This is a genomic window from Curtobacterium sp. MCBD17_032, assembly GCF_003234855.1.
In the GTDB taxonomy this organism is placed as follows: Bacteria; Actinomycetota; Actinomycetes; order Actinomycetales; family Microbacteriaceae; genus Curtobacterium.
Genome location: NZ_QKTO01000001.1, coordinates 455,856 through 480,457 on the forward strand (window position 1 = coordinate 455,856; position 24,602 = coordinate 480,457).

23 protein-coding genes are annotated in these 24,602 nt (G+C 72.7%); 19 read left to right on the forward strand and 4 right to left on the reverse strand.

The window, feature by feature from the left end:
• The first annotated feature begins 43 nt into the window (after positions 1 to 43).
• The 13 genes from DEI91_RS02265 to DEI91_RS02325 all read left to right on the forward strand — a co-directional run bounded on the left by DEI91_RS02265 (position 44) and on the right by DEI91_RS02325 (position 14,506).
• The gene (locus DEI91_RS02265; RefSeq protein WP_111050730.1) at positions 44 to 832 is read left to right on the forward strand and encodes a DeoR/GlpR family DNA-binding transcription regulator; all 789 of its coding nucleotides are present in this window, start codon (positions 44 to 46) and stop codon (positions 830 to 832) included.
• A 193-nt stretch (positions 833 to 1,025) separates the two neighbouring features.
• Positions 1,026 to 2,267, forward strand: a complete 1,242-nt coding sequence (locus DEI91_RS02270; protein ID WP_111050731.1) for a Gfo/Idh/MocA family protein — start codon at positions 1,026 to 1,028, stop codon at positions 2,265 to 2,267.
• A complete protein-coding gene (locus DEI91_RS02275; protein WP_111050732.1) occupies positions 2,264 to 3,580 on the forward strand; it encodes a sugar ABC transporter substrate-binding protein in 1,317 nt (438 codons plus the stop codon). The genes DEI91_RS02270 and DEI91_RS02275 overlap by 4 nt, the downstream gene beginning before the upstream one ends.
• Before the next feature lie 127 nt (positions 3,581 to 3,707).
• Positions 3,708 to 4,667: a carbohydrate ABC transporter permease gene (locus DEI91_RS02280; RefSeq protein ID WP_111050733.1), complete on the forward strand. Its 960-nt coding sequence runs from the start codon at positions 3,708 to 3,710 to the stop codon at positions 4,665 to 4,667.
• On the forward strand, positions 4,664 to 5,572 hold the full coding sequence (locus DEI91_RS02285) for a carbohydrate ABC transporter permease (protein WP_258374256.1): 909 nt from the start codon (positions 4,664 to 4,666) through the stop codon (positions 5,570 to 5,572). The genes DEI91_RS02280 and DEI91_RS02285 overlap by 4 nt, the downstream gene beginning before the upstream one ends.
• Positions 5,569 to 6,378 carry a hypothetical protein gene (locus DEI91_RS02290; RefSeq protein WP_111050734.1) on the forward strand — a complete coding sequence of 270 codons (810 nt, stop codon included), beginning with the start codon at positions 5,569 to 5,571 and terminating at the stop codon, positions 6,376 to 6,378. Before DEI91_RS02285 ends, DEI91_RS02290 begins: the two co-directional genes overlap by 4 nt.
• A gap of 41 nt (positions 6,379 to 6,419) precedes the next feature.
• Positions 6,420 to 6,614, forward strand: coding sequence for a hypothetical protein (locus DEI91_RS02295; RefSeq protein ID WP_146244175.1), 195 nt, complete (start codon positions 6,420 to 6,422; stop codon positions 6,612 to 6,614).
• Between the two features lie 202 nt (positions 6,615 to 6,816).
• Entirely contained in the window at positions 6,817 to 9,582 is a 2,766-nt protein-coding gene (locus DEI91_RS16130) for a hypothetical protein (RefSeq protein ID WP_181439439.1), read from the forward strand.
• A 39-nt stretch (positions 9,583 to 9,621) separates the two neighbouring features.
• Positions 9,622 to 11,307 carry a bifunctional 3'-5' exonuclease/DNA polymerase gene (locus tag DEI91_RS02305; RefSeq protein ID WP_111050736.1) on the forward strand — a complete coding sequence of 562 codons (1,686 nt, stop codon included), beginning with the start codon at positions 9,622 to 9,624 and terminating at the stop codon, positions 11,305 to 11,307.
• 49 nt (positions 11,308 to 11,356) lie between these two features.
• The gene (locus DEI91_RS02310; RefSeq protein ID WP_111050737.1) at positions 11,357 to 12,196 is read left to right on the forward strand and encodes a phosphatase PAP2 family protein; all 840 of its coding nucleotides are present in this window, start codon (positions 11,357 to 11,359) and stop codon (positions 12,194 to 12,196) included.
• Positions 12,197 to 12,241: 45 nt separating this feature from the next.
• Positions 12,242 to 13,873 carry a serine/threonine-protein kinase gene (locus DEI91_RS02315; RefSeq protein ID WP_111050738.1) on the forward strand — a complete coding sequence of 544 codons (1,632 nt, stop codon included), beginning with the start codon at positions 12,242 to 12,244 and terminating at the stop codon, positions 13,871 to 13,873.
• 54 nt (positions 13,874 to 13,927) lie between these two features.
• The gene (locus tag DEI91_RS02320; RefSeq protein WP_111050739.1) at positions 13,928 to 14,227 is read left to right on the forward strand and encodes a hypothetical protein; all 300 of its coding nucleotides are present in this window, start codon (positions 13,928 to 13,930) and stop codon (positions 14,225 to 14,227) included.
• Positions 14,228 to 14,275: 48 nt separating this feature from the next.
• Positions 14,276 to 14,506, forward strand: coding sequence for a hypothetical protein (locus DEI91_RS02325; RefSeq protein ID WP_111050740.1), 231 nt, complete (start codon positions 14,276 to 14,278; stop codon positions 14,504 to 14,506).
• A gap of 40 nt (positions 14,507 to 14,546) precedes the next feature.
• Here the strand turns inward: DEI91_RS02325 and DEI91_RS02330 are convergent, their stop codons facing one another.
• Together DEI91_RS02330 and DEI91_RS02335 are read right to left on the reverse strand one after the other, a co-directional pair.
• A complete protein-coding gene (locus DEI91_RS02330) occupies positions 14,547 to 15,713 on the reverse strand; it encodes an acyltransferase (protein WP_111050741.1) in 1,167 nt (388 codons plus the stop codon).
• 36 nt (positions 15,714 to 15,749) lie between these two features.
• Positions 15,750 to 16,688, reverse strand: a complete 939-nt coding sequence (locus tag DEI91_RS02335) for an aldo/keto reductase family oxidoreductase (RefSeq protein WP_111050742.1) — start codon at positions 16,686 to 16,688, stop codon at positions 15,750 to 15,752.
• Between the two features lie 94 nt (positions 16,689 to 16,782).
• Here DEI91_RS02335 and DEI91_RS02340 point away from each other — a divergent pair, with 94 nt between their 5' ends.
• Positions 16,783 to 17,691 (forward strand): putative RNA methyltransferase, encoded by a 909-nt coding sequence (locus tag DEI91_RS02340; protein WP_111050743.1) that lies wholly within the window; start codon positions 16,783 to 16,785, stop codon positions 17,689 to 17,691.
• A gap of 73 nt (positions 17,692 to 17,764) precedes the next feature.
• Here the strand turns inward: DEI91_RS02340 and DEI91_RS02345 are convergent, their stop codons facing one another.
• Complete coding sequence (locus tag DEI91_RS02345) at positions 17,765 to 18,160, reverse strand: hypothetical protein (RefSeq protein ID WP_111050744.1); 396 nt, start codon at positions 18,158 to 18,160, stop codon at positions 17,765 to 17,767.
• 111 nt (positions 18,161 to 18,271) lie between these two features.
• Positions 18,272 to 18,691 (reverse strand): VOC family protein, encoded by a 420-nt coding sequence (locus DEI91_RS02350; RefSeq protein ID WP_111050745.1) that lies wholly within the window; start codon positions 18,689 to 18,691, stop codon positions 18,272 to 18,274.
• A 102-nt stretch (positions 18,692 to 18,793) separates the two neighbouring features.
• Between DEI91_RS02350 and DEI91_RS02355 the strand changes: the two genes are divergently transcribed.
• The 5 genes from DEI91_RS02355 to kdpC all read left to right on the forward strand — a co-directional run bounded on the left by DEI91_RS02355 (position 18,794) and on the right by kdpC (position 24,554).
• A complete protein-coding gene (locus DEI91_RS02355; protein WP_111050746.1) occupies positions 18,794 to 19,795 on the forward strand; it encodes a YafY family protein in 1,002 nt (333 codons plus the stop codon).
• 241 nt (positions 19,796 to 20,036) lie between these two features.
• Positions 20,037 to 20,126 carry a potassium-transporting ATPase subunit F gene (locus DEI91_RS02360; protein ID WP_017887940.1) on the forward strand — a complete coding sequence of 30 codons (90 nt, stop codon included), beginning with the start codon at positions 20,037 to 20,039 and terminating at the stop codon, positions 20,124 to 20,126.
• On the forward strand, positions 20,126 to 21,808 hold the full coding sequence (gene kdpA, locus DEI91_RS02365) for a potassium-transporting ATPase subunit KdpA (protein WP_111050747.1): 1,683 nt from the start codon (positions 20,126 to 20,128) through the stop codon (positions 21,806 to 21,808). The genes DEI91_RS02360 and kdpA overlap by 1 nt, the downstream gene beginning before the upstream one ends.
• Complete coding sequence (gene kdpB, locus DEI91_RS02370; RefSeq protein ID WP_111050748.1) at positions 21,808 to 23,955, forward strand: potassium-transporting ATPase subunit KdpB; 2,148 nt, start codon at positions 21,808 to 21,810, stop codon at positions 23,953 to 23,955. Before kdpA ends, kdpB begins: the two co-directional genes overlap by 1 nt.
• Positions 23,952 to 24,554 (forward strand): potassium-transporting ATPase subunit KdpC, encoded by a 603-nt coding sequence (gene kdpC / locus DEI91_RS02375; protein WP_111050749.1) that lies wholly within the window; start codon positions 23,952 to 23,954, stop codon positions 24,552 to 24,554. The genes kdpB and kdpC overlap by 4 nt, the downstream gene beginning before the upstream one ends.
• Positions 24,555 to 24,602 lie beyond the last annotated feature (48 nt).

Here is a 24,602-nt window from a genome sequence, read left to right on the forward strand (position 1 = left end):
TTCCGATCACGCGGGTTCGGAGTGCCGCCCGTAGGATGACGCCATGACCCCGCAGCAGAGGCTGAACGCCCTCCTCGAGCTGGTGAGCGATCGTGGCAACGTCTCGATCACCGAGATCGGTGACGCGCTCGGGATCTCCGCGGCGACCGCCCGACGCGACCTCGCCACGCTCGCCGACCAGCGCCTCGTGACCCGGACGCACGGTGGCGCTGCCGCCCTCGGCACCGGCTACGAGCTGCCCCTGCAGTACAAGATCGTCCGACAGGCCGAGGCGAAGACCGCGATCGCCCGGGCGACGGCGGCGCTCGTGGCGCCCGGGGACACGGTCGGGCTCAACGGCGGGACGACCACGACCGAGGTCGCGCGGGAACTCGGCAAGAGCGAACGTTTCCTCCGCGCCGACGGCGAGTACGGCATCACCATCGTCACGAACGCGCTCAACATCGGGTACGAGCTCTCGGTCCGCGCGAACGTCAAGATCGTCGTGACCGGCGGCGTGGCCCGACGGCAGTCGTACGAGCTGATCGGCCCCCTGGTCCGCGACACCCTGGACGAGTTCGCACTCGACGTCGTCGTGCTCGGCGTGGACGGACTCACCGGGCAGTACGGGGCGACGACCATGCACGAGGGAGAGGCCGAGGTCAGCCGCCACTTCGCCTCGGTCGGACGCCGGGTGGTCGTGGTGGCCGACTCGACGAAGATCGAGCGCTCCACCTTCGCGCGGATCTGTCCGCTGGAGCGCATCGACGTCCTGGTCACCGACCGGGACGTCCCCGCCCCGTTCGCCGCGGACCTGTCCGCCGCCGGTGTGGAGCTCGTCGTCGCGGACTGACGCCACGCCGGAGCTCGCCCCCGCGGGATCGACGGACCCGCTGGGGGCTGTGCCGTGCCACCCCGCCGATCGGCGCGACGTTTCCGGCGTGTAAAACCCGCGCATCTCGCTTCCGTGAGCGATCGATGAGCGCATATTGTGCATTCATGATCGATTTGGCATCATGGCCGTCACAATCACGCAAGGGAGCGAGATGAGCATCACGAGCACGCGCACACTGCGGGTCGGTGTGGTCGGGATCGGCCAGCGGTCGTCCATCGCCCACCACGTGGCCGCCGCCGGACTCGACGCGGACGGGGTCGACGCCCGGATCATGGCCGCTGCCGACGTCACCGCGTCCGGTCGGGAGCGAGCCGCCGAGGCCTGGCCGGACGCCACGGTCCTCGACGGCCACCGCGGCCTGATCGGCACCGGCGGTGCCCCGAACGCGGTCGACGCCGCGATCGTCACCACCCCCGACTGGACCCACGCCGAGATCGCGATCGACCTGCTCCGCGCCGGCATCGCCGTCTACCTCGAGAAGCCCCTCGCCATCACGCTCGAGGACGCCGACGCCGTGCTCGACACCGCCGCCGAGACCGGCACCCCGCTCTACGTCGGGCACAACTTCCGGCACGCCGCCGTCGTGCGCCTGATGCGCGACGTGATCGCACGCGGCGAGATCGGGGAGGTGAAGGCGGTGTGGGTGCGCCACTTCGTCGGCAACGGCGGCGACTACTACTTCAAGGACTGGCACGCCGACCGCAGCCGGGTGAACTCGCTCCTGCTGCAGAAGGCCAGCCACGACCTCGACGTCGTGCACGCGCTCGCCGGGGCGTACACCAGCCGTGTCGTCGGGATGGGGTCGCTGTCGGTCTACGGTGACGTCACCGACCGCCGGGACCGCAGCGACGAACTCATGACCGACTGGTTCTCGTTCGACAACTGGCCGCCCGCCGAACAGACCGGCCTGAACCCCGTCGTCGACGTCGAGGACGTGTCGATGGTCATGATGACGCTCGAGAACGGCGTGCAGGCGAGCTACGAACAGTGCCACTTCACGCCCGACTACTGGCGGAACTACACGGTCATCGGCACCCGCGGGCGGCTCGAGAACACCGGGGACACCGGTGGTGGCGTGGTCAGGGTCTGGAACCGCCGCCGCAACTGGGACGTGGCCGGGGACGTCGAGTACCCGATCGACGGGGTCGAGGACGGCCACGCCGACGCCGACCTGCTCACCATGACCGAGTTCCTCCGCTCGGTCGCCTTCGGTACGCCGACCACCCTGTCGCCGGTCGCGGCGCGGGCCGCCGTCGCAGCCGGGGCGCTCGCCACCCAGTCGCTCCGCAACGGCTCCGTCCCCGTCGACGTCCCGCCGCTCTCCGACGCCACCCTCCGACACTTCGCGACCACTCCCGACCGCGACGACGTTCCCGAAAGGACCACCCGATGACCGCTCCCACCGCCCGTCCGGGCCGCGGCCGACGCCGCGCACTGCTCGGTCTCGCAGCCGCCGTCAGTGCCGTCGCGCTCCTGGCCGGATGCAGCAGCGCCTCCTCCGCGGGGTCCTCCGACTCCGGCTCGGGGAAGGTCGCGAAGGACACGAAGGCGGACCTGACGTACGCCGTCTGGGACCAGAACCAGGTGGAGGCCATCAAGGCCAACATCAAGGGGTTCAACGAGGAGTACCCGGACATCACGGTGAACGTCGACGTCACGCCGTACGCCAACTACTTCACGAAGCTGCAGACCCAGGGCTCGAGCAACACGCTCCCCGACCTGTTCTGGATGAACGGCCCGAACTTCCAGCTCTACGCGGCCAACGGCAAGCTCGCCCCGATCACCGGCGAGGTGGAGTCCGGCGCGATCGACCCCGCGAACTACTCCGACGCGCTCAACCAGCTGTACACGTACGACGGCACCCAGTACGGCGTCCCGAAGGACTTCGACACGATCGGCGTCTGGATGAACACGGCCCTGTTCGAGAAGGCCGGCGTCGCCATGCCGTCGAAGGACTGGACCTGGGACGACTTCCAGGAGACCGGCGCGGAGCTGTCCGAGAAGCTGAAGGCGGACGGCGCCTACGGGGCAGCCGCGGGCATGGACGGCCAGACGACCTACTACGACACGATCTTCCAGGCCGGCGGTTCCGTCATCGACGGCGACGAGTCGGCGTACGACACGAAGGCCGCCCAGGAGGGCATCGGCTTCTGGACCGACCTGATCGCGTCCGGCGCGTCGCCCTCGATCAAGCAGCTGACCGACACCACGGCGGACCAGTGGTTCACCTCCGGCAAGGTCGCGATGTACCAGGGCGGCAGCTGGTTCCGGTCGGCGCTGATCGGCTCCGACATGGAGCAGGACGTCGTCGCCTACCCGCTGCCGAAGGGCAAGGAGCAGGCGACCGTCATCCACGGCGTCTCGAACGTCGTCGCGGAGGGGTCGGAGGACAAGGCCGCCGCGCAGGCACTCCAGGCCTACCTGGCCAGCAAGCCCGCCCAGCAGCAGCAGGGCGACATGGGCGCGGTCATCCCCGCGTACGAGGGCACGCAGGACGCCTTCACGAAGACCATGCCCGACGCCGACCTGCAGGTCTTCCTCGACGCGGTCGACTACGCGAAGCCGCTGCCGGTGTCGAAGAACACCGCCGCCTGGAACACCCTCGAGACGAACCTGCTGCCGAGCGCGTTCGACGGCTCGGAACCGGTCGACGAGGTGACCGGGGAGCTCGCCCGGAAGATGGACGCCGCACTCGCGAAGGAGTGACGGTCGTCGGCCGGTCGGGAACCACCCGACCGGCCGACACCCCGCCGCGAGCCGAGGGCCGTGGCACCCGCAGCACCAGCACCACCCGGACCACCCGATCCGACCGCCCTGGCCGAGGAGCGACCTGATGACGATCCACACCCAGCGACCGGACGCCGTGCAGGCGTCCCCGCCGCCCGAGAACCGCCCCACCGCACCCGCCCGGCGGGAGCAGGCGCCACGAACCGACGGGGTCTGGCCGTGGTTGTTCGTCCTGCCGCTGCTCGTCGGCGTCGCCACGTTCTTCATCTGGCCGATCCTGCAGACGTTCTACTACTCGTTCACGAGCTGGGGCGTCTTCGGCGGCTCGAGCTTCACCGGCCTGGCGAACTACGGTCGCCTGCTGACGGACCCGCAGCTGTACCAGTCGCTGGTCAACACGATCGTCTACACGGTGATCGTCCTGCTCGGCATCCCGGTCGCGGTGTGGCTCGCGAGCCTGCTGAACACCCCGGGGCTGCGGTTCGCCCAGTTCTACCGCGTGCTGTTCTTCCTGCCGTACGTGGCGATGCCCGCCGCCATCGCCCTGGTCTGGCGCATCATGTTCAACGGCGACTTCGGCATCGTGAACTGGTTCCTCGGCTTGTTCGGCATCGACGGGCCGTTCTGGATCTCGACCCCGGGCTTCGCGCTCGTCGCGGTCTCGCTCGTCGGGCTCTGGTCGTCCCTCGGGTTCTCGATGATCATCCTCGGCGCCGGGCTCAAGGACATCCCGCCGGAGCTGTACGAGGCGGCCGAACTCGACGGGGCGAGCCGCTGGCGCCAGTTCCACTCGATCACCGTGCCGCTGCTGACGCCGAGCATCTTCTTCGTGCTCATCATCACGACGATCTCGAGCTTCCAGCTGTTCGACCTGCTCTACGCCATCCTCGGCTCCACCAACCCGGTCATCCCGAAGACGATGTCCCTCGTCTTCTACTTCTACAGCGCCGGGTTCATCGACAACGACAAGGGCTTCGCGGCTGCGATCGCGATGGTGATCTTCGTGCTCATCGGGATCATCACCGTCGTGCAGTTCCGGGTCCAGCGGAAGTGGGTCCAGTCATGACCGGCATCATCGAGGCGCACGGCAGCAAGCTCACCGCGGCGGCGGAGGCCGCCGGCCGCACCCGGGACCGCGCGGAACCGCGTCCGGGTCGCCGCGGCGGGAGCCACTGGTGGATCCACCTCGTGCTCGGCGCGGGCGGCTTCGTCATGGCGTTCCCGTTCCTGTGGCAGATCATCATGGCGCTGTCCACGAACGCGCAGGTGACCTCGCCGACGCCGACCTTCTGGCCGGGCGACCTGCAATGGGACAACTTCGCCCGCGTGTTCGACCGGCTGCCGTTCCTCAGCCAGCTCGGCACGTCGATCTGGGTGACCCTCATCCGCACGGCCGCACAGATCGTGCTCTGCACCCTGGCCGGGTACGCCTTCGCGCGCATGCGGTTCCGTGGGCGCGCGGTCATCCTCGGGATCGTCCTGTCGATCCTGCTCGTGCCGTCGCAGGTGTACCTCATCTCGCAGTACCAGATCGTGCAGGGGCTCGGGTGGCTCGACACCCTGGCGGGCATCGTCGCGCCGGGGCTGTTCAGCGCGTTCGGGACGTTCCTCATGCGCACTGCGTTCCTCAACATGCCGGCCGAGCTCGAGGAGGCCGCGCGCATGGACGGCGCGAACCCCTTCCAGACCTTCTGGCGGATCATGCTGCCGCTGGCACGACCGTCGATCAGCGTCCTCGCGATCACGACGGTCCTGTGGTCCTGGAACGAGCTGCTCTGGCCGCTCGTGGTGTCCACCCGTGCCGAGGACATGCCGCTCGCCGCCGGGCTCGCCACCCTGTCGTCCGACCGGACGATCGACTACCCGCTGCTCATGGCCGCGAGCCTGATGGCGATGGCGCCCGTGCTCGTCCTGTTCATCGTCCTCCAGCGCCGGGTGATCGACGGACTCGCTTCCTCCGGCCTGAAGTGAGCGCGGCCTCGTCCGGTCGGTCCGGTGCCGGACGGGGGGCCCGCCCCGACCCCGTCGCGCTCCTCACCGCCGCCGTCGGCACGGCCGGGGACGCCGCGGGGCTCCCGGCGGCACTCGAGGCGAGCGTGCGCCACCTCGACGCGGCCGGCCGGGAGGCGGCACTCGTGGCGGCCCTCCGTGCGGTGCTGCCGGACACCGAGCGGGAGCTCGTCGCCCGCGGGCTCGGTCCTGCGGACGCGGCGGCCAGCGTCGCCGACGTCGACCGGAAGGCCGACCGGTACGGCCTCGACGGCACCGGCCTCGGCTGGTTGTGCCAGGTCGCGACCGGTCGCGTGGTGGCCGTGGGGCGCCTGCAGTTCGAGCGGCACGCGCAGCTGCCGGACGGGACCCCGGCGTGGGGCGTGCACGTCCCCGAGGTCGGGCCGCTCGACCCGGATGCCTGCGACCGTTCGTTCGCGGCGGCGCCGGCCGTGCTCCGGACCCTCGACCCGGGCACCACCGTGGCGGTCTGGGTGTGCTCGTCGTGGCTGTTGGACCCCGGCGTCGCGGACGCTCTCGGCCCGGCCTCGAACACCGCGCGGTTCGCGGCGCGCTTCCGACCGCTGCCGGACCGGTCGCACGAGGACGCGGGGCACGACGCCGCGGTCGGCGACGAGTCGGTCGCGAAGTTCGTGTTCGGGACGGACCTGGCGGCAGCTCGTCGGGCAGAGCCCGTCGGCCGGTTGCAGCGGGCGGTGCACGAGCGCTGGGCCGCCGGTGGGCACTGGACCGAGCCCACCGGATGGGCACCGGTCGCCGGTCCGTGACCTGCACGCGACGCACGCTCGTCGCGCGTACCGTCAGGGGCATGAGCGCACCCGACCGAGACCACCTGGACGACGGCGTCGACATGACCTTCGAGGAGCGGCGTCAGGACACCTTCCGCCGGATGTCCGGGTCCGACGAGCACGACGAAGCACCGCGCGTCGAGGTCGAGGAGACCGCGTCCGGCGACGTCCGCATCGACGTCGCCGACAGCGCCGCGGTCCGACCGGGGGACTGACCCCGCCCGGGGACTGCGCCAGCCTGGGGACTGCGCCAGCCTGGGGACTGCGCCAGCCCGGGGACAGCGCCAGCCCGGGGACTGCGCCGACCCGCGGCCGGACATCGCGTTCCCGCGATGACCGGCCGGTACCAGCCCGACTGCCACACCGGAACCGCGATGGTGGTATGTGGAACGTCAGTGTTCGGGTACCGTCCGGGACATGACCACCGCACACCGCCCGGGCCGCCCCGTCGTCGCGGCCACGGCCCTGCTCGCCGTCACCGTCCTCACCACGACCGCCGCGGTCCTCGTCGCGACCGGCCCGGCCACCGCCCTCGACCCCGGCCCGCGCGCACGGCAGACGGTGCCCGCGCAGGACGTGGACGGGCGCCATGCGCCGCGGGTCCTGCTGTCCGAGGACTTCGAGCACGACGTGGGGCCGGCACCGACGCCGCTCGACCGGTACGTGGGACCGGACGGCGAGCGCTACACGGCCGACCCGGGCTGGATCGACCTCGACCAGTGCAACGGCGTCGTCGCGTCCGCGTCCACACCGGGCCTGCCGTGTCCGCAGCTCGCGCCGCTGTACCACGCGCTCGGCCAGGTGAACGGGTCCGACCCCGCGACGAACCACGGCGTCGGCGCGTGGACCCTCGACCGGCCCGTGCCGGCGGGCGGCGTCCAGATCCGCACCGCGTCGCCGCTCCGGCTGCCCGTCTCCGACCGCTTCATCACGTTCGGCGTGGACGCGGTGGCGACCTCGTGCGCCGACGCCGCGCACCCCCGGCTCGGCTTCGGCCTGCTCGACGGCACCACCGAGCACCCGGTGACCGGCACGGCCATCGACCCGTGCACGTCACCGGGGTCGAGGACCTACACCGCGCTCGGCACGACGGTGCGCGGCGGCCGGTTCGTCTCCGACGCCGCCGCGCTGTTCACCGGTGACACCCTCGGCTGGGTGATGCGCAACGCCGAGTCCCGGGACGTGGGCAACGACGGTGCCGTCGACGGCGTCACCGTGTACGACGCCACCCCCGCGCTCGATCACGCGTTCGACGGGTCGTCCCCGTACGTGGGCGAGACCGCACGGCTGACGTACACCGTGCAGAACACGAGCGAGGGCGGGGCGAAGGCGGGCTGGTCGTTCCGGGAGGCCTTGCCGGAGGGCCTCGAACTCGCATCCGACCCGCGCACGGAGACGACCTGCGCCGGCAGCGAGGTCGACGCCGAGCCCGCCGGTGACCACGTCGCGGTCACCGGTGCGCTCCGGTCCGGGCAGGCATCCTGCACGGTGGCGGTCGACGTCACGAGCGAGACTGCGGCCACCTACGCGCTCACCGCCGGGAGCGTGACCGAGCGCGTCGGACTGGACGCCCCCGGTGACACCGCGGTGACCTTCCGTGCGGAGGACGCGGGCATCGCCGTCACCGACCGGCCGGTGCTCGACGACGCCGACGGCGACGGGCAGGCCGACCCGGGCGACGCCCTCCGCTTCGCACAGACCGTCACGAACACGGGTGGACGACCGGTGCACGACCTCGTCGTCGCCGGGTCACGGGGCGCGGTCGCCTGCGAGGCGACCGCCCTGGCGCCGGGCGCGTCGACGGACTGCACCACCGCCTCCCGGCCCGTCACGCAGGAGGAGGTCGACCGCGGCCCGGTGCACGACGCGGTCACGGCGACCGCGAGGTCGCCGCGCGGAGCCGCCGTGACGGCGGAGGCGACCGCGGACCAGCCGACCGACCGTCGTCCGGCGATCGCGACCACACTCGGCGCGCGGCTCCCCGCGGACGGTCCGTCCGAACCGGGGCAGGTCGTCGCGCTGACGGCGACGGTGACGAACACCGGGACGACGACCCTGACCGGGACCACCCTGCGTCTGACGAGCCACCCGGACGTCTCCGTGTCGTGCCCGGACGCTCCGCTCGCACCCGGCGCCACCGTCTCGTGCTCCGTGCCGGGCCACCGGTTGGGCCAGGCGGACATCGACGCCGGCCGTGTCGCGTTCATGAGCGCGGCGACCGGGACCGACCCCTCCGGCGCGACCGTCACCGCGGAGGCGGCGGACGCCGTCGAGCCCGTGCAGGCCCCGGCGCTCGCGACCGACGTCACCGCGCACCTCGCAGCGAGCGAGCACCCGGTGCCGCATGCGGGCGACGGCGTCGAGGTCGGGCTGACCGTCACGAACACCGGGAACGTCACACTCACCGACCCCGGAGCGACGTTCGACGACCGCTCCGACCTGCCCGTGCAGTGCCCCGCCGGTGACCTCGCACCGGGCGCGAGCGTCCCGTGCCGGGTCCCGTCGACGGTGCTCACCCAGGACGACGTCGAGCGCGGGACCGTCCCGTTCACGGAGACGGCCGAGGCCACGGGACCGGACGGTGCCGCGCTCCGCGCGACCGACAGCGTCGTCGTCGGTCTCGGCGCGGCCTCCGCCCTCGACCTGCGCGGTGACTGGACGCCGTCGGCGGCACCCCTGCACGCGGGGGACTCCGTCGCATCGCGCTACCGCGTGACGAACACGAGCAACCTGGGCGCCTCGACCGTCCGCGTGACGAGTGCCGCGGCCGGACCGGTCACCTGCGAGGCCGCCGAGCTCGACCCCGGGGCGTCGACGACGTGCGTCGCGGACCGGGCGCGTCCGGTGACCGCGGCCGATGCGGCCCGGGGACACGTCGACTTCGTGGCGGTCGCGGACGGCACCGTCGGTCGTTCCGACTCCCCGTCGGCGGACCCGTCCACACCGGCGGGCACGGCGGCGGTCCGGTCCGCCGACGTCTCCGCGTCGTTCCCGGTCGTCGGCCCCGGTCCGGCCGCCCCGCCGTCCGGACCCCGAGCGGCTCCGGCGCTCGCCTTCACCGGCGGTGACCTCCTCGGGGCGGTGGTCGCGGCCGCGGGCCTGCTCGCACTCGGCGGCGGTGTCCTGCTGGCCGGGCGCACCGTCCGGCGGACGCGGGGAGGCGGCGGGTCCGCCGACGGGTGACGGTGCGGTGTGGACGGTGGTGCACGGCAGAATCGACCCGTGCACATCGTCCTCGCCTCCGTCGACGGCGGCGTCACCGCGACGCCCCTGACGGACGCGGGACGGCCGGACGGTGCACCGACGCGCCTGGCCGAGTCGGACCTCCCGGCGTTCGTCGCCGCGACCGACGGGCCGGGCGTCCGCTGGGTCTGGTCCGACACCGCGCGCTGGTACCCGGCCGTGCTCGCCACCGGCGGCCGGGTGGCGCGCTGCGTGGACCTGCGCCTGGGGCACCGGGTGCTCCGGACCGCGCTGGCCGCTCGCGGGTCAGCCCTCGCGCAGGCACCGGCGAGCGGATGGGACGCGCCGGCCGCCGTGGAGGCCCGCCCCGCCCCCGCCACGCAGACGTCGCTCTTCGACGACGACCTGTTCGCGCTCGCTCCGACCGACGGCGACCTCGACCCGGTCGTGGAACTCCGGGCACAGCTCGAGGCCGTGGCGGGCGCGACCGACCCGGGTGCGCTCCGCCTGCTGCTGGCCGCGGAGTCCGCCGGCGCGCTCGTCGCGGCCGAGGTCAAGCACGCCGGTCTGCCCTGGCGGACGGACGTGCACGAGCGCCTGCTCGCCGACGCCCTCGGACCGCGGGTGCCGTACGGCGTCCGACCGCGGAAGCTCGAGGAACTCGCCGACGTCCTGCGTGAGCGACTCGACGACCGTGACCTCAACCCGGACTCGCCCGCGGACGTCCTGCGTTCCCTGCGGCGGGCCGGACTCGTCGTCGAGAGCACCCGGAAGTGGGAGCTGCAGCACCTGGAGCACCCGGCGATCGGACCGCTGCTCGAGTACAAGCGGCTGTACCGGCTGCTCACCGCGAACGGCTGGACCTGGCTCGACGAGTGGGTGCGCGACGGCCGGTTCCACCCCGAGTACGTGGTCGGCGGGGTCGTCACGGGACGGTGGGCCGCGAACGGCGGTGGTGCCCTGCAGCTCCCGAAGCAGGTCCGCGCCGCCGTGGTCGCCGACCCCGGGTGGAAGCTCGTCGTCGCGGACGCCGCCCAGCTCGAACCACGGGTCCTCGCGGCGATGTCCGGCGACACCGACATGGCTGCGGCCGGCGACGGGCAGGACCTGTACGACGGGGTCGTGGCGTCGGGCGCCGTGCAGACGCGGCAGCAGGCCAAGACGGCGATGCTCGGCGCGATGTACGGCGCGACCCAGGGCGAGGGCGGCCGGTTCGTCCCCCGGCTCGCCAGGGCCTTCCCGCGCGCACTCGACCTGGTCGAGCAGGCCGCCCGCGCCGGGGAACGCGGCGAACCGGTGACGACGCGGCTCGGCCGGACCTCGCCGGTCCCCGAGGCGGCCTGGTTCGAGGCCCGGAACCGCGCCTACTCGGTGGACGGGTCCCCGGGCATGCAGCGTGCCGTCGAGTCCCGGGCCAGGAGCTGGGGACGGTTCACCCGCAACTTCGTGGTGCAGGGAACGGCTGCCGAGTGGGCACTGTCCTGGATGGGCGGACTCAGGACCCGCCTGGCCGGCCGCACATCGGGGTCGGTCACCGCCGGGCCGCACATCGTGTTCTTCGTGCACGACGAGCTCGTGGTGCACGCGCCCGCCGCGGACGCGGAGTGGGTGGCCGAGCAGGTCCGCGCCGCCGCGGTCGACGCCGGCCGGATCATGTTCGGCGGGTTCCCCGTGACCTTCCCGCTGTCGGTCGCGGTCGTCGACGCCTACTCCGAGGCGAAGTAGGCGGACCACCGCTCGCGCTTCCCCAGCCGCAGGAGGGCAGGCTGGCCGGATGGAACAGCACGACACCCCCTCCGGACGCACCCCGGTGATCGGTGGGACCGACCGCGAGCGCGCCGACCGGACCGTCGGTGACGTCGACCTCACCCGCTGGCGGTCCCGCGCCGGTCGGTCCGTCGCCGACGCGTGGGCCGGCCTCGGTCGGCGGTACGGGGCGCTCCCGCTGCTCGTGCTGACGCTGCTCGTCGGGATGGGCGTCGCGGTGACCGCGACGTGGGCCGCGTCCGAGGTCTACGACGCGGTGCGCGAGGCCGACGACGTCGCCGCGCTCGACCGCCCCGTGCTCGACTGGATGCTGACGCTCCGGTCACCCGTGCTCGACCGGGGCGTCACGTGGTGGACCGACATCGCCGGGACCATCGGGATGCCGATCGTCGCCGTGCTCTTCCTGGTCGGCTTCACGGTCCAGCGCCGCGCGTGGACGCCCCTCGTGCTCCTCGTCGCCGCCAGCGCCGGGTCGCTCGCGATGACCATCGCCGGCAAGGACCTCATCGGGCGCGCCCGTCCGCCGCTGTCCGACGCCGTCCCGCCGTACGAACACTCGCCGTCGTTCCCGTCCGGGCACACCCTCAACTCCACCGTCATCGTCGGCACGATCGTGTACCTGCTGCTCCTCCGGCAGAGCCGCGTCGTGACCCGGGTCTGGACGATCGTCGCGGGCACGCTGTTCGTCGTGTCCGTCGGGGCCTCGCGGGTGTTCCTCGGACACCACTGGACCACCGACGTGCTGGCCGCCTGGGCGCTCGGGCTGGCCTGGCTGGCGCTCGTGGTCACCGCCCACCGGCTGTACCTGACCGCGCTGCACCGGGGAGCGGAGCCCACCCCGTCCTGACCCGGCTGCGCGTCCTCGCCAGCTGGGCCCGGTAGGTTCCCCTGCATGGAAGAACGGCTGATCGGTGGCAGGTACCGGGTGACCGGGACCCTCGGACACGGCGGGATGGCGTCGGTGTACCGCGCCGTCGACGAGCAGCTCGGACGCGAGGTCGCGGTCAAGCTCTTCCGCATCGGACCGGTCGACCACGGTGAGCGGGCGCGGGCCGAGGCCGAGATCCACGTGCTCGCCGGCCTCCGCAGCCCGAACCTCGTGACGCTGTTCGACGCGGCCCTCGACACCGCGGACGGCGACTCGTTCCTCGTCATGGAACTCGTCCCGGGGAGCGACCTCGCCACCCGGCTGCGGGAGGGGCCGCTCGACCCAGCCACGACCGCGCGCGTGGGCGCACAGGTCGCCGAGGGCCTCGCCGCCGTGCACGCACAGGGCATCGTGCACCGCGACGTGAAGCCCGCGAACGTGCTGCTCGAGCAGGACGGCGAGCACGTCAAGCTCGCCGACTTCGGCATCGCGCTGCTCCGCGACGCCGCACGGGTCACCGGCACCGGCACCGTGATCGGCACGGCTGCCTACCTGGCCCCCGAGCAGGTCCTCGGCCAGCCGGTGTCCGGTGAGGCCGACGTGTACGCGCTCGGGCTCATGCTCCTCGAGGCCCTCACCGGCAAGCAGGCCTTCCCCGGCAGCGCCGTCGAGGCCGCGACCGCCCGGCTCGCGCGGGCTCCCGAGATCGACCAACACCTGCCGACGGCGTGGCGGACGCTCCTGCACGTGATGACCGCGCAGCACCCGGAGGACCGGCCCTCGGCCGCCGAGGCGGCAGCCCGCCTCCGAGCGCTCGGCCGGGACGACGTCGCGCCCGCCACCCAGCTCCTGCCGGGAGGCCCGGGGGCGCTCACGAGGGCAGCCGCCGGTGCCGGGGCGCTCGGCGCGGCCGCAATGGCCGGCGCCGGGGCCGCGTCGGCGGACGACGCGACCCGCGCGATGCCGGTGAGCGGAGCCTCCGACGCGGACACGGCGACCAGGCGCCTGCCCACGCAGTCCGCCCGCAGTGCCGACGACGACGTGGCGACGACGGTGCTCGGGACGCCGGGAGCCGCCGGTCCCGGTGCGGCCGGCGCCGCAGCTGGTGCCGGCTCCGCCGGTGGTGCTGGCGGACGGAGCGGTACCGCAGCCGTGCCGGCCGGTCCGTCAGGCGGTGCGCCCGAGGAGCGTGGGCGGAAGCGCTGGGTGCTGCCGGTGGTCGTCCTCGCCGTGCTCCTCGTCGCCGGGGTGCTCGTCGCCGCGCTCGCGCTCGGCCGGGACGACGGCACGCCCAGCCACACGCAGTCGAGCGAGCCCGCCGAGCAGCAGCCGTCCGAGGACGAGTCGAGCGAGCCCGCCGAGGAGCAGCCGAGCGAGCCCGCCCAGCAGCAGCCGAGCGAGCCCGCCCAGCAGCCGAGCGAGGAGCAGCCGAGCGAGCCTGCCGAGGAGCAGCCGAGCGAGCCCGCCGAACAGCTGCCGACGTCGGTTCCCGAGCCGAGTGTCGAGACGACCCTGCCGGTCCAGGAGCCGCTCGACACCGGCGTGGACACGACCTCGCAGCAGGTGCCGGCCGACCCGGGCAAGGGGAACGGCGGACCGGGTGGCGGTGAGGGTGGTGGACCCGGCAAGTCCGGCGATGCTCCCGGTCGGGGCTGACGCCCGCCGGACAGTCCGCACGCGCTGTCCACCTGACAGGAGCACACTCGACCCATGTCGATGAGCGCACCGTTCGATCCCATGCAGCAGGGCAGCGACGTCCCCGTGGACGGCTCCGACCAGGACGAACTCGAGGTCGAGGAGGCCCGCGGGAGCTCCGGCGGGACCGAGTCGTCCGGATCCGAGTCGTCCGGGTCCGAGCCGTCGGGAGCCGACGTCTCCGGCGCCGAGGCGACCGGGGACCCCGGCGACTCGCCGGTCCGGCACGACGACGAGGACGAGGCCGGCGGTGGCCCGGTCTTCCGGACGCCCCACCCCGGCGACCGCCTGCACCCCGAGGACCTCGGCTCCTAGTCAGGCGACGTTGCGACGACTCCCGGGCACACCGGGCATGCTCGTCGGATGTCGATGAGCAGCGCGTTCGACCCGTCGAAGGGTCGCGCCATCCCCGAGGACCAGGTCAGCAGCGACGGGCTCGAGCTCGACGAGGACCCGGCAGCGCTCGGCATCCGGTTCGACGTCGTGTCCGGCGGGTCGACCGACCCGGCCGCGGCACCGGTGCTCCGCGGCCGGGGCGGCGCCGGGTCCGGGGCGGCCGAGGCCGCTGCGCGCGCGTCCGACGAGCAGCGCTGAGCGCTCCCGGGCAGGACGACCGTCCTCCCGGAGTTCGGCGTCAGCCGACCTTCGCGGCGCGCGGCTCGTCGACGCCGCGCCTCACGCCGACGATCGCGTGCACCCCGGGCTTCGCCCAGCGCAGTCGGAGCGGCGTCTCGACGAACCGGTAGGACAGCCACGCCACGAGCACGAGCCCGGCGAGCCAGATCACCAGGAACTTCGACTGGCCCGGGAAGTGCCCGGCCACCTTCACGAAGGCGAACACCGCCAGCAGGTTCCAGAGGTACAGGCCGTAGGAGAGCTTCCCGAGGAACACCAGGGGACGCAGCGACAGGAACCGGGCGAGGAAGCCGTTTCGCTCGAGCGCGAGCCAGGCGACCACCGCGGCGGAGGCCAGGGCGGTCTGTCCGAACCCGATCGCGTCGATGACCCGCAGGCCGGGCAGGCCCGACGGCGACGCCACGGCGACGTAGCAGAGCAGGATGAACCCGAGCGGCCCCGCGACCATCACGACCCGCTCGAGCCACTTCGTGCCGGACCACCGCTCGAGCACGATCGCCAGGATCGAGCCGAGGACCAGGGCGTCGGCGTGCGAGATCGGCCCGTAGAACTGCGCTTCATGGGTGGGGAGCGAGCGGTCCTGTAGGTAGCGGAGCACCCACAGGCCGACGTAGACGACACCGAGGACCCACAGCACGACCGTGGAGGAGCGGAAGCGCAGGAGGAGCACCAGGAGCAGGGGCCACACCAGGTAGTACTGCTCCTCGAGCCCGAGTGACCACGTGTACTGGAAGTAGAACCCGACCGAACCGTTGCCGGAGAAGTACTGGATGAGGTTCGACGTGTACGTGAGGGCGCCGACCGGGCCGGCCCACCACGTCTCGATCGGCTCGCGGATCAGCAGGAGCCACGCGACCGTCACGAGCACGACGAGCACGAGTGCCGGTGCCAGACGCGCGAAGCGACGTCGGAAGAAGCGCCCGAGGGCGATGCGTCCGTGCTCGGCGTGCTCGCCGGTCAGCAGGCTCGTGATCAGGTACCCGCTGATGACGAAGAAGACCGTCACCCCGTGGTAGCCGGCCAGCCGTCCGTTGAAGTGCGCGTGCCCGGCGATGACGCCGAACACCGAGATCGCGCGGAGCCCGTCGAGTGCGGCGTTGTACCCGAAACGGACGCGGTTGGCCGGTTCGGCGACGATCTCGGCGTGGCTCAGTCGTTCTGTCACGTGAGGACCCTAACGGACGCACGCCCCGCGGTCGGTTCAGGGGACCGTGTGCCCCGCTGCCGTCAGGATGCGGTACCACTCCTCGCGGCTGAGGTCGACGTCCGAGCCCGCGGCGGAGTCCCGGACGCGCTGCGGGTTCGTCGTCCCGAGCACCACCTGGAAGTGCGCGGGGTGCCGGGTGATCCACGCCACCGCGATGCCGGTCGGGGTGACGCCGTGCGCGGCGGCGACCTCGTCGAGCACGTCGTTGAGCTCCGCGTACTGCTCGCGGTCGCCGAGGAAGACGCCGTCGAAGAAGCCCTTCTGGAACGGCGACCAGGCCTGCAGCGTCACGTCGTGCAGGCGGGCGTGGTTGAGGATGTCGTTGTCGCGGTCGATCGACTGGTCGAGGCCGGCCATGTTCGCCACGAGGCCCTGGGTGATGACGTTCGCGTGCGTGATGCTCAGCTGCACCTGGTTGAAGGCGAGCGGCTGCCGCACGGACCGCTTCAGGAGCTCGGTCTGCCCGGGGGTGTGGTTCGAGACGCCGAAGTGGTGCACCTTGCCCGCGGCGTGGAGCTCGTCGAACGCCTTGGCGACCTCGTCCGGCTCGACCAGGGCGTCCGGGCGGTGCAGGAGCAGGACGTCGATGAAGTCGGTGCGCAGGGCGGTGAGTGACTCCTCGACCGAGGACATGATGTGCTCGTAGGAGAAGTCGAAGTACGCGCCGCCCGCCGTCGGGCGGATGCCGACCTTCGTCTGCAGCTGGATCTCGCTGCGCTCGGCGGCGGAGAGCGTGACCGCAGCGCCGAAGCGCTCCTCACAGCCGTGCCAGCCGCCGTAGACGGCCGCGTGGTCGAACATCGTCACGCCGGCGTCGCGCGAGGCGGCGTACAGCGACCGGATGTCCTCGTCGCTCATGTCGTTGATCCGCATCAGCCCGACGACGACGTCGGAGGCGGTGAGGTCCGTCTGTGGCAACTCCAGTGTCTTCACCGGACCGATCCTGCCAGCCGGACCTCCGGGGAGCGAGGCCCTGGTGGTACCGGTCAGCTGCCCGGGCAGCCGCGGCTCCCCGTACCCTGGACCGGTGCGCGACGACCTCCTCCCCGTGCTCGCGTGTCCCGTGTGCGCCGAGCCCCTCGCCCGCACCGCTCCGGGGCAGGCCGGCTGCGCGCACGGACACCGGTACGACGAGGCCAAGCAGGGCCACCTGACGCTCCTGCCCGCGAAGCGCCGGGCCCTCACGGCGGACACCCCGGCGATGGTGGACGCGCGCATCCGCTTCCTCGGACGGGGGCACTACGCGCCGGTGGAGCGGGCGCTCGCCGACGTCGCCGTCGCGGTGTCGGCGCCGGGGATCGTCCTCGACGTCGGTTCCGGTCCCGGCACCTACCTCGCGCACGTCCTCGACGCCACCGGACCCCGTGCCGCGACCGGACCCCGTGCCGCCGCCGGCGCCGCGACCGCCACCGCACCCGGGACCGCCACCGGACCGGCGGACGGTGCGGATCCGGCCGGGAGGCTCGGGGTCGCCCTCGACCTGTCGGCCGTCGCGATCCGCAGGGCGGCGCGCGTCCATGCGCGCGGCGGGGCCGTCGTCGGGGACGTGACCGAGCGCCTCCCGGTCGTCGACGGCGCGGCCGCCGTCGTGCTGGACGTCTTCGCGCCGCGCAACCAGCGGGAGTACGCCCGCGTGCTCCACCCCGCCGGGGTGCTCGCCGTCGTGACACCACGCGTCGGACATCTCGCGGAACTCGCGGAGGCGACCATCAGCGTCGACCCCGAGAAGGAGCGGCGCCTGCTCGGGTCCCTCACGCCCGCGTTCACGCTCCGGACGAGCGACGACCTGACCTGGACGACGGACCTGACCGCCGAGGACGTGCACGACGTGGTGCACATGGGACCGAGTCACCACCACGTCCCGGCCGACGCGGTCTTCGCGGCGACGACCGTCACCGCCGCGGTGACCGTGAGCACATGGGTGCCGGTCCGCTGAGCGCCCCGGCCGTGGTCCAGCGCTGGAAGACCCGCAGGTACTCGGTCCATGCCTCCGGCGTGTGCACGCTGAGTCACTCGGCGAGCCGCGGGGCGTTGACCGCGATCGTCGCGACGTGGAACAGGTCCTGCCCCTTGCTGTTCCGGCCCTGCACGCCCGGGTAGCGACCGGCGGGCCAGAAGCGGATCTCGGTGATCGCGGAGGGGTGCACCTCGCGTGGCTTCCGGAACCCGTCGTGCACGACGAGCATCCCGGGGTGCACGTCGATCGCGGTCCTCGCCAGCCCGACGCACAGCACGACGACCCCGGCGGCGACGAGGAGCAGGACGAGCCCGGCGACGAGCATCGCCGGCCCGTCCTCGGCGTCCCCGGCGGTCACGATGCCCCCGACCACGAGCAACAGGCTGATCGGCGCCACGATGATCCCGACCACGAGCAGGAACACCCACCGCCACGTCGCGATGCGCACCCGGAACAGCGGTGCCGACGTCCTGCCTGCCGGGACGGGCTGGTCGCGGACGTCGTCGATCGCCCCACCATACGGACCGGGCGCGCCCGTGGCACGCCCGGTCGAGGTGGGTCAGGACTGCTGCTGCGGCACGTCGAAGGCCCACACGACGCCGAACTGGTCGCGGAGCTGACCGGCCAGCGGCGACCACGCCGACGGCCCGAGCGGCTGCCGGACCTCGGCGCCCTCGGCGAGCCCGGCCCACGCGGAACGGAGCTCGGCGTCGTCCGTCGCGGCCAGGTAGACGTAGGACGCGTTCGCCCCCTGGTCGTACGGCTGTCCCGGCCAGACGTCGAACGCCATGACCCGGGCACCGCCGGGGAGTTCGACCTGACCGAACACGACGCGGTCGGCCCAGGCCGGGTCGTCCGAGGCGCCCGTCTGGCCGTACGTGGCGATCGCGGCCTCGGTGCCGAACGCAGCGGCGTAGAACGACAGGGCCTCCCGGGCCTGACCGTCGAAGTTGAGGTGCGGGGTGATGGTGAACGTCATGACGACTCCTCGTGCTGGTGGCGACCGCTCCGGCCGCGCTGCTGACGAGCCTCCCGCCCGATGCGGTCAGATCGTGTCCGGATCCACCGGCAGACTCGGACCATGTCCGGGCCGTCCTCACGCATGCTCACGCTCCTGTCCCTGCTGCAGGTCCGACGCGACTGGGCCGGCGACGTGCTCGCGGACCGGTTGGCCGTCAGCCCGCGGACCGTCCGCCGCGACGTCGACCGTCTCCGGGAGCTCGGCTACCGGATCACGTCCCTCCGCGGCCCCGCCGGTGGGTACCGACTGGCCGCCGGGTCGGAGTTGCCGCCGCTCCTGTTCGATGACGACCAGGCCGTCGCGGTCGCCCTGGCGCTCGCCGTCGCACCGGCGTCCGGAGCGGACATCGCCGACGCCGCGGCGCGTGCCCTCGCGACCGTCCGGCAGGTGATGCCCTCGCGGCTGCGGCACCGGATCGACACCGTGGAGGTCGTGACGGCCCCGGGGCGGACCGTCGTCGACCCCGCGGTCCTGGTCGCCGTGAGCGACGCCGTCCGCTCGTGCCAGGTGCTCCGGTTCGGGTACACGTCCGCCTGGCCCGCGGACGGTGTCGACGACCGGCCGCCCCGCCGGGTCGAACCGCACGCCGTGGTCGCGCGCGCCGGTCGCTGGTACCTCCTCGCCTGGTCGCCCGAGGCGGACGACTGGCGCACCTACCGCATCGACCGGATGCACCCGCGGACGCCGACCGGACCGGCGTTCGCCCCTCGGCCGGTGCCGGGTGGGGACGCGGCGGCCTTCGTGGAGGCGCGGTTCCGCGGTGCCGACCCCGGTGCTGACGGGGACGTCGGTCACTGGCCGTGCATCGGCACCGCCGTCCTGCACGTCCCGGCGAGCACCGTCACGCCGTACGTGGACGACGACGCCGTGCTCGAGGGACTCGACGCCGGCTCGTGCCGGCTGACGACGGGCTCGTGGTCGTGGTCTGCCCTCGCTGCCCGGCTCGCGGCGTTCACCGTGCCGTTCACCGTGGTCGGGCCCGAGCAGCTCCGGACCGCGACGACGGCGCTGGCCGACCAGTTGCGGGCGGCGGTGGACACCGACAGGCCGTCGGTCCGGTGACCGGGTGCTCCGTTAGCGGGGCGCATGCGTCGCACACGCGTCCGTCAGGGAACCGTTAGGAACGGCGAGGAGGCCCGGTACCGGACCCACCATCGGTACGCACCACTCGTGGTGCAGTCCTCGGCAGCCGCCGCGGACGACCCGATCTCCAGGAGTCCCACGTGTTCGACGTCTTCGTCGTCGCCGGTGTCCTCGCCGTGTTCGGCGTCGTGACACTGATCGCCAAGGGGGTGGAGCGGCTGTGATCGGCATCACCATCGCCGCTGCCGTCCTCGGCATCGCCGCTGTCGTGTACCTCGTCTGGGCGCTCGTGCGCCCCGAGCGGTTCTGATGGGCGCCGCGCAGACCTGGGCCGGCATCGCCCAGGTCGCCCTCCTCGTGCTGCTCCTCGTCGTGGCCCACCGACCGCTCGGCGACTGGATGGCCCGGGTGTTCACGAGTGCCCGTCACGGCCGCGTCGAGCGACTCGTGTACCGCGTGATCGGGGTCGACCCGGACGCCGAGCAGTCCTGGCCCGCCTACCTCCGCGGCGTGCTGCTGTTCAGCGTCGTCGGGCTCCTGCTCGTCTACCTCCTCCAGCGCATCCAGGTGGTGCTGCCGGGTGACCTCGGCCTGCCCGCCGTGGGCCCCGCGCTCGCGTTCAACACGGCGGCCTCGTTCGTCGCGAACACGAACTGGCAGTCGTACTCACCCGAGGTCACCGTCGGGTACACCGTGCAGATGGCCGGCCTCGCGGTGCAGAACTTCCTGTCCGCCGCCGTCGGCCTGTCGGTCGCCGTCGCCCTGGTGCGCGGGTTCGCCCGCCGACGGTCGGGCACGCTCGGCAACGTCTGGGTGGACGTCGTGCGCGGTACGGGCCGTCTACTCCTGCCGCTCGCCTTCGTCTCCGCGCTCGTGCTCGTCGCGGGCGGAGTCGTCCAGTCGTGGGGCGCCGGTACGGACGTCACGACGCTCACCGGCGGCACGCAGCACGTGCCGGACGGGTTCGTCGCCTCGCAGGAGGCGATCAAGATGCTCGGCACGAACGGCGGCGGCTACTTCAACGCGAACTCGGCGCACCCGTTCGAGAACCCGCAGGCGTGGACGAACCTCGTCGAGGTCTTCCTCATGCTCGTCATCCCGTTCTCGCTGCCGCGCACCTTCGGCAAGATGGTCGGCGACACCCGCCAGGGCACCGCCATCGTCTCCGTGATGAGCGCGATCTTCCTGGTGTCCCTGTCGGCGATGTCGATCGCGGAACTCGCCGGCGGCGGCGCGGCCACCCAGGCGGCCGGCGCCGCGATGGAGGGCAAGGAGGTCCGGTTCGGCATCCTCGGCTCGACGCTCTTCGCCACGGCGACCACCTCGACGTCCACGGGTGCCGTGAACGCCATGCACGACAGCTTCACCCCGCTCGGCGGCATGATGGCGCTCGTCAACATGATGCTCGGCGAGGTCACCCCCGGCGGCGTCGGCTCCGGCCTGTACGGCATGCTCGTGCTCGCCGTGATCACGGTGTTCATCGGTGGCCTGCTCGTCGGCCGCACGCCCGAGTACCTCGGCAAGAAGATCCGCGCCAAGGAGATGACCTTCGCGGCGCTGTACATCCTCGTCACACCGACGGTCGTGCTGCTCGGTACCGCGCTGTCCCTCGTCATCCCGGGCGTCCGGGAGCAGGTGCTCGGCACGAGCCTCTTCAACCCCGGCAACCACGGCCTGACCGAGCTGCTCTACGCGTTCACCAGCGCCGGCAACAACAACGGCTCGGCGTTCGGCGGCCTCACCGCGAACACCACGTGGATGAACTCCGCGCTCGGCGTCGCGATGCTGCTCGGCCGCTTCGTGCCGATGGTGTTCGTCCTGGCACTCGCCGGGTCGCTCGCGTCGCAGGACAAGGTGCCCGCGACCGTCGGCACCCTGCCCACGCACCGGCCGCTGTTCATCGCGCTCCTCGGCGGCGTGTCCGTCATCGTCACCGCACTCACCTACTTCCCGGTGCTCGCACTGGGCCCGCTCGCAGAAGGACTGTCCTGATGACCACCCTGACTCCCGAGACGGAGCAGCACGCGACCACCGGAGCGGGCCGACGCCCGTCGGCGTTCGGTCCCCGCCAACTGGCGGCGGGCCTCCCGGGCGCGTTCCGCAAGCTGGACCCCCGGCTCATGTGGAAGAACCCGGTCATGTTCCTCGTCGAGGTGGGTGCCGCCCTGACGACGGTCACCGCCGTCGTCGAGCCGTTCAGCCGGACGGGAGGCGCGGCCGACTCCGGCGCGCCCGTCCCGTCGTCCTTCACCGTCGTCATCGCCGTCTGGCTGTGGCTGACCGTGCTGTTCGCCAACCTGGCGGAGTCGGTCGCCGAGGGCCGCGGCAAGGCGCAGGCCGACACCCTGCGGAAGACGCGCTCGACCACCACGGCCCGCCGTGTCGTCGGGTACTCGCCCGCCGACCCGGCTGCGCTGTCCGCCTCCACCGAGGACGTCGCGTCCGTCGACCTGGCGAAGGGCGACCTCGTCGTCGTCGTGGCCGGCGAGGTGATCCCGGGTGACGGCGACGTCGTGGACGGCATCGCCTCGGTCGACGAGTCGGCCGTGACGGGGGAGTCCGCCCCGGTGATCCGCGAGTCCGGCGGCGACCGCAGCGCCGTCACGGGCGGGACCCGGGTGCTGTCCGACCGGATCGTCGTGCGCATCACGTCGACCCCGGGTGAGACCTTCATCGACCGGATGATCCGACTCGTCGAGGGTGCCGCCCGGCAGAAGACGCCGAACGAGATCGCGCTGAACATCCTGCTCGCGTCGCTGTCGATCGTGTTCGTGATCGTCTGCCTGACGCTCCAGCCGATCGCCGGACTCGTCGGCTCGACGGTCAGCGTCACGGTGCTCATCGCCCTGCTCGTCTGCCTCATCCCGACCACCATCGGGGCGCTGCTCTCCGCGATCGGGATCGCCGGGATGGACCGGCTCGTCCAGCACAACGTCCTCGCGATGTCGGGTCGCGCGGTCGAGGCCGCCGGTGACATCACGACGCTGCTCCTCGACAAGACCGGCACCATCACGTACGGCAACCGTCGGGCCTCCCGGTTCGTGCCGGTGCCCGGCGTGACCGAGGCCGACCTCACGGCCGCGGCGGCGCTGTCGAGCGCTGCCGACGGCACGCCTGAGGGTCGCTCCATCGTGGACCTGGCGCTCGCTGCCGGGGCCGTTCCGGGCCTCCCGGCCGGCGCGGTCGAGGTGCCGTTCACCGCGCAGACCCGCATGTCGGGCGTCGACCTGCCGGACGGCACACAGGTCCGGAAAGGCGCTGCAGCAGCAGTGCTCGCCTGGGCGGACACCGTCGAAGCAGGTGTCAGCGCCGCGGTCGACGCCACGGTGGCCGAGGTGTCCGACCAGGGTGGGACGCCGCTCGTCGTCGCTCGGAAGGACCCGTCGGGCCGGGTCGCACTGCTCGGCGTCGTGCACCTCAAGGACGTCGTGAAGGACGGCCTCGCCGAGCGCTTCACCGAGCTCCGCAGCATGGGGATCCGCACCGTGATGATCACGGGCGACAACCCGCGCACCGCGAAGGCGATCGCGGCCGAGGCCGGCGTCGACGACTTCCTCGCCGAGGCCACGCCCGAGGACAAGCTCGCGCTCATCAAGCGGGAGCAGGAGGGCGGCAACCTCGTCGCGATGACCGGTGACGGCACGAACGACGCCCCGGCGCTGGCGCAGGCGGACGTCGGCGTCGCGATGAACACCGGGACGACCGCGGCGAAGGAGGCCGGCAACATGGTCGACCTGGACTCGGACCCGACGAAGCTCATCGACGTCGTCCGGATCGGCAAGCAGCTGCTCATCACCCGCGGCGCCCTGACGACGTTCTCGATCGCGAACGACATCGCGAAGTACTTCGCGATCATCCCGGCGATGTTCCAGCTCGCGTTCCCGGGGCTGGCGGCGCTCAACATCATGGGGTTGCACTCCCCGGCGTCGGCGATCCTGTCGGCGATCGTCTTCAACGCGCTCGTCATCGTGGCGCTCATCCCGTTGTCCCTGCGTGGCGTCAGGTACCGCGCGGCGTCGGCGTCGTCGATCCTCGGTCGCAACCTGCTCGTCTACGGGCTCGGCGGCGTGATCGTCCCCTTCATCGGCATCAAACTGATCGACCTGGTGGTCGGTCTCATCCCGGGGTTCTCGTCATGACATCCACTCGTTCCTTCTTCCGCTCCGCCGGTGTGGCCCTCCGCCTCACCGTGCTCTCCACCGTCGTCCTCGGCGTCGCCTACCCGCTCGCGGTGTGGGGCGTCGGCCAGGCGGCGTTCTCCGACCGAGCGAACGGGTCGATGGTCACCGACTCGTCCGGCACGGTCGTCGGCTCATCGCTCATCGGGCAGTCCTTCGCCGGGGAGGGCGCGGACCGCTGGTTCCAGTCCCGCCCGTCGGCCGCCGGCGAGGACGGGTACGACGCCGGTGCGTCGTCCGGGTCGAACCTGGGCCCGTCGAACCCGGACCTGACGACGGCGATCGAAGAGCGTCGTGCCGCGATCGCGGACGCCGACGGGGTGCCGGCGGCCCAGGTGCCCGCGGACGCCGTGACCGCATCGGGCTCCGGCCTCGACCCGGACATCAGCCCCGCGTACGCGGAGCAGCAGGTGTCCCGCGTGGCCGCGGCCCGGGGCCTCTCCGAGACGGACGTCCGCGCGCTGGTCGCCGCACACACCGACGGTCGTCAGCTCGGGTTCCTCGGCGGGCCCACGGTCAACGTCCTCGAGCTCAACCTGGCACTGGCGGAGCTCGGCTGACCCCGATGCCCGCCCACGGTATGGACCGGACCCGCACAACCGGAACCC